A 13,574-nucleotide genomic window follows, 5' to 3' on the forward strand; every position below is an offset into this window, starting at 1 on the left:
GCAGCGGCAATCCAACACGGGAAGGTTGACGATGGCGCTGCCCTTGACCGGTGCGCAGACCGGTGTCTGGTTGGCACAGCAGCTGGAGCCCGACAACCCCGTCTACAACGTGGCGTGGTACCTGGAGCTGCGCGGACCGGTCGACCACGACCGGCTGGCAGCGGCCGTCCGGCAGACGATCGGCGAGACCGGCGCGCTGCACGTCCGGTTCACCGAGGACGGGCAGGTCCCGACGCCGCCGACCACCGACGTCACGCTGCGGTCGTTCGACTCGCTCGCCGACGCGCGGGCGTGGATGGACGACGACCTGGCCCGGCTCACCGACATCGCCGACGGCCCCCTGTTCCACCACGCGTTGCTGCGCATCGCCGACGACCACGTGCTCTGGTACCAGCGCTACCACCACCTCGTGGTCGACGCCTACGGCTGCGTGCTGATCACCCGCCGCGCCGGAGAGCTGTACGAGGGTGCCGCCGAGCCCCAGCCCAAGCCGGTGCGGGCGCTCGTCGACGCCGACCTCGCCTACCGCGACTCGCCGGCGAGAGAAGACGACCGGGCGTTCTGGCACGCGAAGATGGCCGACCACCCGGAGCCGGTGCGGCTCGTGCCGCGGGCCGCCGGGCAGGTGCGCGAGGTCATCCGCCGCACCGTCGAGCTGCCGAACCCGTTGACGTCACGGCAGGTCATCGCCGCCGTCGCCGCCTACACCCACCGCGTGACCGGCGCGTCCGACCTGGTGTTGGCCATGCCGGTGACCGGCCGGCGCGACGCGGTCAGCCGGGTCACCCCAGGCATGGCGTCCACCGTGCTGCCGCTGCGCGTCACCGTGCGGCCGGACAGCACCATCACCGGGCTGATCGCCGACGTCGACCGCGAGGTCCGCGAGGTCATCCCGCACAGCGCCTACCGCGGCGAGGACCTGGCCCGCGAACTCGGCCTGCGCGACGGCATCCCCGAGCTGGTCGGGCCGACGGTCAACTACCTGGGCTTCGGCCGCGAGATGGGTTTCGCCGACCTCGACGCCGCGTTCCACATGCTGTCGCTCGGCCCGGTCAACGACCTCACCACCTCCTTCCTGCAACGCGCGAACGGCCGGCTGGTCGTCACGTTCGAGGCGAACGCCGCCGTGTGCACGCCCGACGAGCTGGCCGACCACCAGCGCCGCTTCCTGCGCGTGCTCGACGCCGACCCCGACCAGCCGGTGGCGCTGATCGACCTGGTGGACGACGCGGAACGCGCGCGGCTGCTGGAGTTCGGCACGTCGCCGCGCGAGGTCGACGAGGTGACGTGGCCCGGCGCGGTCGAGCGCCAGGCCGCGCTGCGCCCGGACGCCGTGGCGGTGGTGTGCGAGGACGTGTCGCTGACCTACGCCGAGCTGAACGTCGCCGCGAACCGGCTCGCGCGTGCCCTGGTCGCCTCGGGCGTGCGGCCGGAGGACGTGGTGGGCGTCGCCCTGCCCCGGTCGGCCGACCTGGTCGTCACGCTGCTCGCGGTGATGAAGGCGGGCGCGGCCTACCTGCCGCTGGACCTCGACCACCCGCGCGAGCGCGTCGACTACATGGTCGCCGACGCGGGCGCGAAGCTGGTCGTCACGCCGGAGACGCGGTTCGACCTGCCCGACGACGGTGCCGACCTGGGGTTGGCCATCGCGCTGGACCAGGCCGCGTACGTGATCTACACGTCCGGCTCGACCGGGCGGCCCAAGGGCGTCGTGGTCACGCACGAAGGCATCGGCAGCCTGATCGCGACCGCGCTGGACCGGATCGGGATCACCCCCGAGAGCCGGGTCGTGCAGTTCGCGTCCGTCGGGTTCGACGTGGCCGTGTGGGACCTGTGCATGTCGCTCGGCGTCGGTGGGCGGGCGGTCGTCGTGCCGTCGCACCGGCGCGTCGCGGGGGAGGAGCTGACCTCCTACATCGCCGCGCACGAGGCCACGCACATGATCCTGCCGCCGTCGCTGGTGGCCGCGCTGCCGCCGGAGTGCGAGCTGCCCGAGGGCGCGGTGCTGATCGTCGGCACGGAGACGGTGCCGACCGAGCTGATCGCCCGGTGGGCGCGACGGCTGCGGGTCGTCGCCGCCTACGGTCTGACCGAGGCGACGGTGAACTCGACGCTGTGGGCCGCCCAGCCGGACTGGACGGGGCCGGTGCCGATCGGCGTGCCCGACCCGAACACCCGCTGCTACGTCCTCGACTCGGCGTTGCGGCCGGTGCCGGTGGGCGTGGAGGGCGAGCTGTACGTCGGTGGGCGCGGGCTCGCGCGGGGTTATCAGGGCCAGGCGGCGCTGACCGCGTCGCGGTTCGTGGCCGACCCGTTCGCCGGACCGGGCGCCCGCATGTACCGCACGGGCGACCGGGCGCGGTGGCGTGCCGACGGGAACATCGACTTCCTGGGCCGGTCCGACGGCCAGGTGAAGATCCGGGGTTTCCGGATCGAGCCGGGCGAGGTCGAGAGCGTGCTCATGGCGCACCCGGGGATCGCGCAGGCCGCCGTGCTGGTGCGGGAGGACCACCGGCGGGTGAAGCGGCTCGTCGCGTACGTGGTGGGCACGGCTTCGCCGGTGGACGCGCGGGAGCACGTGTCCTCGGTGCTGCCGGAGTACATGGTGCCGTCCGTGGTGGTGCCGCTGGCCGGGCCGCTGCCGTTGACCCCGAACGGCAAGCTGGACCGCGCGGCGCTGCCGGAGCCGGACTGGACCGCGTTGGCCGGTGACGCGCCGGCCACGAACCCGGTCGAGCGGACGTTGGTGGGCCTGGTCGAGGCGGTGCTGGGGCTGACGCCGGGCATCCACGACAACTTCTTCGAGCTGGGCGGCGACAGCATCGTCACGATGCAGCTGGTGTCGCGGGCGCGTGAGGCGGGCCTGGAGTTCACGCCGCGCGAGGTGTTCGAGCACCGGACCGTCGCCGGGTTGGCGCGGGTCGCCCGGGTGGCCGGCGCCGACGAGGTCTCGCTGGACGGGTTCTCGTCGGACGTGCTGCCCGCGTCGCCGTTGCAGGAGGGCTTCTTCTTCCACGCGCAGTACGACACGGACGACTCGTACGTGGTGCAGGAGGTGCTGAGCCTGGACGTCGGCCGCGAGGCCGTGCAGGGCCTGCTGGACCGGCACCCGTTGCTGCGTGCGGGTTTCCGCCAGACCGATCGCGGGCGCGTGGAGCAGGTGATCGCGGAGGCGTTGACGCTGCCGTGGCGCGAGTACCCGGCCTCCGACGACGTGGAGGCCGTGCTGGCGGCCGAGCGGGCCGAGCCGTTCGACCTGGCGCGCCCGCCGCTGATGCGCGCGGCCCGGCACGGCGACCGGCTGGTGCTGACGCTGCACCACATCCTGCTGGACGGGTGGTCGGTCGGGCTGCTGCGGCGTGAGCTGGTGGGTGGCCGGGTGGAGCCGGTCGACCACCGGCGCTACTTCGCGTGGCTGGCGAGCCGTGACCGTGCCGCGGCGCACGAGGCCTGGCGCGCGGCTCTGTCCGATGTGGACGAGCCGACCAGGATCACCGCTCTGTCCACAGCCGGCGCGATCGGGGCCGACATTGTCGGTGCGGGCCGGCAGAATAAAAGCAGGGGTCCCCTGGGAGGGGACGCCCGCGAAGCATGGGACTTGCGCGGTAAGAACAAGGGTCCCCTGGGAGGGGACGCCCGCGAGGCATCGCCCCGGCACGGGCAGCACCGGGTGCGGTTGACCGCCGAGCTGAGCGCGGCACTGGTCGGGGAGGCGCGGCGGCGGGGGCTCACGCTCAGCACCGTCCTGCACGGCGCGTGGGGCCTGCTGCTCGGTGGCCTCACCGGGCGGGCGGACGTCGTCTACGGCACGACCGTGGCCGGGCGGCCGGCCGAGGTGCCCGGCATCGAGAACGCGGTCGGGTTGTTCATCAACACCGTGCCCGTCCGGCAGCGGTGGCGGGGCGGGGACAGCCTCGCGACCGCCTTCCAGCACCTGCAGAGCGAGCAGGCGCGGCTGTTGGACCACCAGCACCTCGGCCTGGCCGAGATCCAGCGCGTCACCGGGCACGGCGAGCTGTTCGACACCCTCGTCGTGGTCGAGAACTTCCCCGACGTGGTCGACGACGTCGAGATCCGCGACCAGGTGCACTACCCGCTGGCCCTGATCGCCCTCCCCGGCGAACGCCTCGAACTGCGCCTCAAGCACCGCCTCCCCGACGCCGAAGTGGCCTCCCTCGCACACCGGCTGGTCCGGCTGCTGTCCGCGTTCGCCACCACCCCCGACCGCGCCGTCGCGAGCCTCGACCTCGTCTCCGACGCGGAAGCCGAGTGGCTCGACCAGCTGAACGCGACCGCCGCCGACGTGCCGGCGGGCACGCTCGTCAGCCGGATCGCCGCGCAAACCGCCCGCACCCCGGACGCCGTCGCGGTCGTCTACGACGACGTCATCCTCACCTACGCCGAACTCGACCGCCGCGCCACCGCGCTGGCCCACCGGCTCCGCGGCCACGACGTCGTCGGCGTCGCCGTGCCGAGGTCCGCCGAGCTGCTGGTGGCGCTGCTGGGCGTGCTCAAGGCAGGCGCCGCCTACCTGCCGCTGGACCTCGACTACCCGGCCGAGCGCGTCGAGTTCATGCTGGCCGACTCCGGCGCGACCAGCGTCGTCCGGCCCGAGGACTGCGTCGGCACCGAAGCCCCGCGGGCAGACCTCCCCACACCGCACCCGGACCAGCCCGCCTACCTGATCTACACCTCCGGCTCGACCGGGCGGCCCAAGGGCGTCGTCGTCACGCACCGCGCGATCGTGAACCGGCTGGCGTGGATGCAGCACGAGTACGGCCTCACCGCCGACGACCGCGTGCTGCAGAAGACACCGTCCAGCTTCGACGTCTCCGTGTGGGAGTTCTTCTGGGCCCTGTGCGAGGGCGCGGCCGTCGTGCTCGCCAAGCCGGACGGCCACCGCGACCCCGCCTACCTGGCCGACCTGATCCGCCGCGAGCGGATCACCACGCTGCACTTCGTGCCGTCCATGCTGGCCGCGTTCCTGACCGTCCCCGAGGTGCACGAGGACGCGACGTGGTCGGCGAGCCTGCGCCGCGCGTTCAGCAGCGGCGAGGCGTTGACCGGCGACGTGGCCGCCCGGTGGCTCGCCCTCACCGGCGTGCCGCTGCACAACCTCTACGGCCCCACCGAAGCCGCCGTCGACGTCACGTACTTCGAGTACGACGGCGCGCCGGACCCCGCCGTGCCGATCGGCCGCCCGGTCTGGAACACCCGGCTGCACGTGCTCGACCCGTTCCTGCGGCCCGTCCCGGCGAACGTCCCGGGCGAGCTGTACCTGGCGGGCGTCCAGCTCGCCCTCGGCTACCACGGCCGGTCCGCGCTCACGGCCGAGCGGTTCGTGGCGGACCCGTTCGGCGCGCCCGGCGAGCGCATGTACCGCACCGGCGACCTGGTGGTGCGCCGCACCGACGGCGTGCTCGTCTACCTCGGCCGCACCGACCGGCAGGTCAAGGTGCGCGGCAACCGGATCGAGCTGGGCGAGGTCGAGTCCGCGCTGGTCAAGCTGCCCGGCGTGGCGCGGGCCGCGGTCATCGCCCGCGACAACCAGCTCCTGGCGTACGTGACACCGGCCGACGTCGACCTCGACGCGGCGCGGGCCGGGATCGCCGACGTGCTGCCCGCCGCGATGGTCCCGCACGCGATCGTGGCGTTGCCGGACTTCCCGCTCACCCCCAGCGGCAAGCTCGACCAGCACGCGCTGCCCTCGCCCACGCTCGCGAAGCAGGCCGAACGGCGTGCGCCCGCAACGGACCGGGAACGGCTGCTGTGCGAGGTGTTCGCCGACGTGCTCGGTTTGGCCGACCTCGGCGTGGACGACGACTTCTTCGTGCTCGGCGGCGACAGCATCACGTCCATCGCGGTGTCCAGCCGGGCCCGCAAGCTGGGCATCGAGATCAGCCCGCGCGACGTGTTCGAACACCGCACGGTCGCCGCGCTCGCCACCGTCGAGGCGACGACCGGCGTCGCCGACGACGCGCCGCTGCTCGTGCTGACCGACGCCCAGCGTGCCGCCCTGCCCGAGGCGGAGGACGTGTGGCCGCTCTCGCCGTTGCAGGAAGGCCTGTACTTCCACTCCAGCTACGACACCGGCGCGCTCGACGTCTACCTCTCCCAGGAGACGATGGACTTCGCCGGCCGGCTGGACGTCGACCGGCTGCGCCGCGCGGGCGCCGCGCTGCTGGCGCGAAACCCGAGCCTGCGCGCCGGGTTCACCAGCGACGGCGTGCCGGCACCGGTGCAGTTCATCGCGCCCGGCCTGGAGATCCCGCTGCGCGTCGTGGACGCGGACGACGCCGACGTGCCGGAGCTGCTGGCCGCCGACCGGCGCGAGCGGTTCGACCTGGCCGCGCCGCCGCTGTGCCGGTTCCTGGTGCTGCGGCTGCCCGACGGCCGCGACCGGCTCGTCATCACCCACCACCTGATCCTGTGGGACGGCTGGTCGGCGTGGCTGTTCCTGGAGCAGCTGCTGGAGTTGTACCGCGACGTCGACGCCGAGCTGCCGCCGCCCGGCACCTACCGCGACTACCTGGCGTGGCTGGCCCGGCAGGACCACGACGCGGCGCTGCGGGCGTGGCGCACCGCGTTGTCGGGCCTGCGCGAGCCGACCCTGGTCGCGCCCGTCGACCGGTCCCGCGAGCCGGTCATCCCGGCCGAGTTCCACGAGGAGCTGACCGAGGAGCTGACCGACCGCGTCCGGGCGCAGGCCAGGCAGCACGGCCTGACCGCGAACGCCGTGTTCAACGCCGCGTGGGCGATGGTGCTGGCGAGCCAGGTCGGCCGGGACGACGTCGTGTTCGGCACCGCGGTCGCGGGCCGCCCGGTCGAGGTCGAGGGCGTGGAGCACGTCATCGGCATGTTCCTCAACACCATCCCGACCCGCGTCACGGTCGACCCCCGCGAGACCGTGCTGGAGCTGCTGCGGCGCGTGCAGGCCGAGCGGACCGCGCTCATGTCCTACGAGCACGTCGGCTTGGGCGAGATCCAGCAGGAGGCCGGGCACCGGCAGCTGTTCGACACGCTGTTCGTGCTGCGCACCGGCGACGGCGACGACCGCCAAGCGGAGTTCGCGTCCCGGCACGGCGTGCTGAATGTGTCCAATGTGGACGGCACGCACTTCCCGCTGACGCTCATCATCACGCCCGGCGCGCGCACCCGCGTCACGCTCGCGTCCCGGCCCGACGTCTTCACCGCCGACGCCGCACGAGCCCTGCTCACCCGGTACACCACCGTGCTGGCCCGGCTGGTCGACTCACCGGACGCCCTGCTCGGCACGCTCGACGTGCTGCCCGACCACGAACGCCGGGCGCTCGCGGCCGAGTGGGACGCCAGCGCCAACCCGGTGGTCGAGGACACCGTCGCCGACCTGCTCGCCGCCCAGGCGCGCCGGACGCCGGACGCGACCGCGCTCGTCTTCGGCGACGAACGGCTCACCTACGCCGAGTTGCAGGACCGGATCGACGCCCTGGCCCGGCTGCTGATCAGCCGGGGCGCGGGGCCGGAACGGGTGGTCGCGCTGGCGTTGCCGCGCACCACCGAGATGGTGGTGGCGTTGTTCGCGGTGCTCCGCACCGGCGCCGCCTACCTGCCGCTCGACCTCGACCACCCGGCCGACCGGCTGCTGCTGATGATCGAGGACACGAAGCCGCTGTGCGTGCTGTCGACCACGGCGGTGGGCCTGGTGCCGGACGCGCTCTGCCTCGATGATCTGGGCGCCGACGACCTGCCCGAAGCGTCGGAGCACGTCGAGTGGCCGACGTTCTCGCTGGACCACCCGGCGTACGTGATCTACACGTCCGGCTCGACCGGCCGGCCGAAGGGCGTCGTCACGCCGTACCGCGGCCTGACGAACATGCAGCTCAACCACCAGCAGGCGATCTTCGCGCCCGCCATCGCGGCGGCGGGCGGGCGGCGGCTGCGCATCGCGCACACCGTGTCGTTCGCGTTCGACATGTCGTGGGAAGAACTGCTGTGGCTGGTCGAGGGCCACGAGGTGCACGTGTGCGACGAGGAGTTGCGCCGGGACGCGGCGGCCCTGGTGGCGTACTGCGACGAGCACCTGGTCGACGTCGTCAACGTGACACCGACCTACGCCCAGCTGCTCATCGAAGAGGGCCTGCTCGAAGGTCACGTGCCCGCGCTCGTGCTGCTCGGCGGCGAGGCCGTGCCGGAATCGGTGTGGCAGCGGCTGCGCGAGACGCCCGGCACGTACGGCTACAACCTGTACGGGCCGACCGAGTACACGATCAACACGCTCGGCGCGTCCACAGAGGACAGCGAGACGGCGACCGTCGGCAAGGCGATCTGGAACACCCGGGCGTACGTGCTGGACGCACGCCTGCGGCCGGTGCCGCCCGGCTCGCCCGGCGAGCTGTACATCGCGGGCGTCGGCCTGGCCCGCGGCTACCACGACCGGTCCGGCCTGACCGCCGAGCGGTTCGTCGCCGACCCGTACGGCCCGCCCGGGACCCGCATGTACCGCACGGGCGACCTGGTGCGCGCACGCCAGGACGGCAACCTGGACTTCCTCGGCCGCACCGACGACCAGGTGAAGATCCGCGGCTACCGGGTGGAGCTGGGCGAGGTCGAGTCGGCGCTGGCGACCCAGCCGGGCGTGACGCACGCGGCGGTCGTCGTGGACGCCGGTCCGGGCGGGGTGAAGCGGCTCGTCGGGTACGTGGTGTCGTCGTCGGTCGACCCGGCGGTGCTGCGCGAGAGCCTCAAGACGAGCCTGCCCGACTACATGGTGCCCGCCGCGATCATGCCGGTGGACGCGCTGCCGCTCACCGTGAACGGCAAGCTGGACGTGCGGGCCCTGCCCAAGCCGGTGGTGTCCGGCGCGGCGTCGTCGCGGGCCGCCGCCACCCGCGAGGAAGAAGTGCTGTGCGGGCTGTTCTCCGACGTGCTGGGTGTGCCGTCGGTGGGCGTGGACGACAACTTCTTCGACCTCGGCGGCCACTCGCTGCTCGCCACCCGGCTGGTCAGCCGGGCCCGTTCGGCGCTCGGTGTCGAGCTGGCGATCCGGGACCTGTTCGACGCGCCCACGGTCGCCGAACTGGCCCTGCGCGCCGGAGGCGGGTCGGCCAGGCCGCCGTTGGTGCCCGTGGCACGGCCCGCGGAGCTGCCGCTGTCGTCGGCGCAGCAGCGGTTGTGGCTGATCCAGCAGATGGAGGGCACGTCCGCCGCCTACAACTTCCCGCTGGTGTTCCGCCTGCACGGCCCGCTGGACGTGCCGGCGTTCACCGCCGCCGTCGGTGACGTGGTCGACCGGCACGAGGCGTTGCGGACGGTGTTCGGCGAGCACGAGGGCACGCCGTACCAGCGGGTGCTGCACGACGTCACGCCCGTGGTGGTGGTCCGCCCGGCCGGTGAGCACGAGGTTGCCGACATCGTGCGCGACGAGGTCGAGCGGCCGTTCGACCTGCGCACCGAGCTGCCGCTGCGGGTGACGATCGCTCCCCTCGGTCGGGACGAGCACCTCGTCGTCATCCTGCTGCACCACATCACCACCGACGAGTGGTCCGACCGGCCGTTCCTGCGCGACCTCGCGACGGCGTACCGGGCGCGACGGGCCGGTGAAGCTCCCGGGTGGACGCCGCTGCCCGTGCAGTACGCGGACTACACCGTGTGGCAGCGGGACGTGCTGGACGTCGTCGGCGAGCAGCAGCTCGACTTCTGGGCGCGGACGTTGGCCGGCGCGCCGGAGGAGCTGGAACTCCCCGTCGACCGGCCGCGTCCCGGACGGCCGACGTTCCGCGGCTCGGACCTGGAAGTGGTGTTCGAGCCCGGGGCGGCCGACGGGCTGCGCGCGCTGGCGCAGGCGTCCGGCGCGTCCATGTTCATGGTGCTGCAGGCCGCCGTCGCCGCCCTGCTGGGCCGGTTGGGCGCGGGTGACGACATCCCGCTGGGCGCGCCGATCGCGGGCCGCACCGACGAGGCGCTGGACGACCTGGTCGGCTTCTTCGTCAACACGCTCGTGCTGCGGGCCGACCTGTCCGGCGACCCGAGCTTCGCCGAGCTGGTCCGCCGGGTGAAGGAGACGTCGCTGGCCGCGTTCTCGCACCAGGACGTGCCGTTCGAGGCCGTGGTCGACCGGCTCAACCCGACCCGGTCGGCGGCGCGCAACCCGCTGTTCCAGGTGATGGTGGGCTACCACAGCCGGGGCGGCGACGCGGGGTCGTTCGACGGCCTGCCGGTGACGTGGGTGGGCCACGAGACCACGACCGCGAAGTTCGACCTGGTGTTCAGCTTCACCGAGGTGGTCGACGGTCCGGTGGTGTGCCGGCTCGAGTACGCCACCGACCTGTTCGACCGGGTGACCGTCGAACGGCTCGGCGCGCGGCTGACGACGCTGGTCGACGCCGTGCTGGCCGCGCCGTCCGCGCCGGTGAGCACGGTGGACCTGCTCGCGCCCGACGAGCGACGGCGCGTGGTGGACGAGTTCAACCGGACCGCGCGGGTGGTGCCGGAGGAGACGTTCACGACGATGTTCGCCCGGTGCGTCGCGGCGAAGCCGGACGCGGTCGCCGTGGTCGACCGCCACCGCTCCGTCAGTTACGCCTGGCTGGACGCCCGGTCCAACCGGATCGCCCGGCTCCTCGCGGCACGCGGTGTCGGCCACGAGTCGGTGGTGGGCATCGCGGTGCCCAAGTCGGCGGACATGGTCGCCACGGTCGTGGCCACGCTCAAGCTCGGCGCGGCCTACCTGCCGCTCGACCTGTCGCACCCGGCCGACCGGATCGCGTACATGATCGAGGACTCGGCGGCTTCGGTCGTCGTGACCACGTCCGACGCCCCAGTTCCGACGACCGCCGTGCTGCTGGACGACCCGGACGTGGTCGCGGAGCTGGCCGCGCTGGACGAGTCCGCGGTGGAGGGCGGACCGCTCGGGCTCGACTCGGCGATGTACGTGATCTACACGTCGGGCTCGACCGGCCGGCCCAAGGGCGTGGTGGTGCCGCACGAGGGCATCGCCAGCCTCGCCGCGACCGCCATCGACCGGATGGGGCTCACCGCGGACAGCCGGGTGCTGCAGTTCGCCTCGGTCGGCTTCGACGTGGCGGTGTTCGAGCTGACCATGGCGCTGTGCGTGGGCGGGCGGCTGGTGTTCGCGCCGGACGAGGTGCGCGTCGCCGGCCCGGAGCTGACCGACTTCCTGCGCGACCGGCGGATCACGCACATGATCCTGCCGCCGTCGCTGGTGTCCGCGCTGCCCGCCGACTGCGAGCTGCCCGAGGGCTCCACGATCCTGGTCGGCACCGAGACCGTGCCGCCGGACGTGATCGGCCGCTGGGCCGGGCGGCTCAACCTGCTCGCCGCGTACGGCCTCACCGAGGCCACGGTCAACTCCACGCTGTGGAAGGCCGAGCCGGAGTGGGACACGGCCGTGCCGATCGGCATCCCCGACCCCAACACCACCGTGTACGTGCTGGACGACCGGCTGCGGCCGGTGCCGCCCGGTGTGGTCGGCGAGCTGTACGTGTCCGGCCGCGGCCTGGCCCGCGGGTACATCGGCCAAGCGGCGCTGACGGCGTCCCGGTTCGTCGCGTCGCCGTTCGGCCCTCCGGGCGCCCGCATGTACCGCACGGGCGACCGCGCGCGCTGGCGCGCGGACGGCAACCTGGACTTCCTCGGCCGCGTCGACACCCAGGTCAAGATCCGGGGCTTCCGGATCGAGCTCGGCGAGATCGAGGCCGCCCTGACCCGGCACCCGGCCGTGGCGCAGGCCGCCGTGCTCGCCGACCGCGCGGGTGACGTGACCAGGCTCGTCGGGTACGTGGTCGGCTCGACGGACGACGACCTGCGCGCGTTCGTCGCCGAACGGCTGCCCGAGTACATGGTCCCGGCCGCGGTGCTCTTCCTGGACGGTCCGCTGCCGCTGACGCCGAACGGCAAGCTCGACCGCCGCGCCCTGCCGCGGCCGGACTGGTCCGCGCTGACCGGCGACGACCGGCCCGTGACGCCGGAGCAGAAGGCGATCGCGGAGCTGTTCGCCGAAATCCTTGGTGTGTCGCCGGGCATCCACGACAACTTCTTCGGCCTCGGCGGCCACTCGATGGCGTCCATGCGGCTGGTCGGCAAGATCCGGTCGGTGTTCGGGGTCGACGTGGCGCTGCGCGACGTGTTCGACTCGCCCACCGTCGCCGGGCTCGCCGGGCGGCTGACCGGCGCCACCTCGGCCCGGCCGCGGTTGCGGCGCTTCGACCGCCCGGTGGAGCTGCCGCTGGCGCCGGTGCAGCGGGGTCCGGTTTTCTGGGACCACGCGCTGGCGTTGCGCGCCCGGACCCCGTTCGACGTGCCCGCGCTCGTCGCCGCGTACGCCGACGTCGTGGATCGGCACGAGCCGCTGCGCACGGTGCTGGACGGTGACGTGCAGCGTGCCGTCCCCGTGCCGCCGTTGGCCGTGGAGCCGGTGGTGGCGCTGGCCGAGGCGTTGCCCGCGATCGCCGCCGAACCCGTGCCGCCTGGCCATCTCCCCGTGCGGGCCAGGCTGGTCGTGGACGCGTCCGGCGCGCAGGCGCTGCTGCTGACCATGAGCTACCTCGCCGTGGACGAGTGGTCGGTCGTGCCGCTGTTCCGCGACCTCCAGCACGCCTACGCCGCCCGCCGGCGCGGTGAAGCTCCACAGTGGACGGTGCTGCCGGTGACCTACGCCGACTACGCGCTGTGGTCACTGGAAGTCGTGGAGTCGGTGGGGGAGAGGCAGCGGGCGTTCTGGCGCGACGCGCTGCGCGACCTGCCCGTGCTGCAGCTGCCCCGCTCCGGCGAGCGGCGGCCCGGCCGGCACCCCGCCGGCGTGGTCCCGTTCTCGCTCCCGGCCTCGCTGCACGCGGCGATCGACCGGCTGGCCACCCGCACCGGCACCAGCATGTTCATGGTGGTGCAGGCCGCCGTGGCCGCGGCCCTGACGCCGTACGGCACGGACCTGCCGATCGGCACGATGGTGGCTGGGCGGACCGAGGAGGCGCTGGCCGACCTGGTCGGCTGCTTCTTCAACCGGGTCGTGCTGCGCACCGACACCGCGGGCGACCCCAGCTACACCGAGCTGCTGGCCCGCGTCCGGGCCACCGACCTGGCCGCGTTCGACCACGCGGACGTGCCGGTGCCCGCCGAGCCGCAGGTCATGATCGTCCACCACGAGAAGGCGGTCCTGTCGACCCTGGAAGGCGACACGGGCTCGCTCGAAGCCGTGCCGACCGGCACGACACCCGCCGAGCTGACCGTCAGCTTCTACGAACCGCGCGACGACGGCCCCGTGCCGTGCTACCTCGTCTACGCGACCGACCTGTTCACCACGACCACCGCCCACCACCTGGCCGACGCCGTGCTGCACCACCTGCACCGCGCGACGACCGACCCCGACCAGAGGATCGAGCCGTGACCAACCCGTTCGAAGACCCCGAAGGCCGTTTCCACGTCCTCGTCAACGAGGAGGGGCAGCACTCGCTGTGGCCCTCGTTCGCCGACATCCCCGCCGGCTGGACCACGCGCTTCGGCCCCGACACGCGTGACGCGTGCGTCGCCTACGTCGAGGAGCACTGGACGGACCTGCGCCCCCTGTCCCTGCGCTGACC

2 protein-coding genes are annotated in these 13,574 nt (G+C 73.4%); both read left to right on the forward strand.

Annotation, left to right across the window (positions count from 1 at the left end; translation table 11 throughout):
• Positions 1–31 precede the first annotated feature (31 nt).
• Positions 32–13,381, forward strand: coding sequence for a non-ribosomal peptide synthetase (locus ADK67_RS13665; protein WP_053716790.1), 13,350 nt, complete (start codon positions 32–34; stop codon positions 13,379–13,381).
• Complete coding sequence (locus ADK67_RS13670; protein ID WP_053716791.1) at positions 13,378–13,572, forward strand: MbtH family protein; 195 nt, start codon at positions 13,378–13,380, stop codon at positions 13,570–13,572. Before ADK67_RS13665 ends, ADK67_RS13670 begins: the two co-directional genes overlap by 4 nt.
• Positions 13,573–13,574 lie beyond the last annotated feature (2 nt).

The sequence above is a fragment of the Saccharothrix sp. NRRL B-16348 genome (assembly GCF_001280085.1).
Lineage (GTDB): Bacteria > Actinomycetota > Actinomycetes > Mycobacteriales > Pseudonocardiaceae > Actinosynnema.

Bases quoted from the DNA above. Each gene is read 5' to 3' on its own strand.
- ADK67_RS13665 (WP_053716790.1), top strand. From the start codon at position 32: ATGGCGCTGCCCTTGACCGGTGCGCAGACCGGTGTCTGGTTGGCACAG.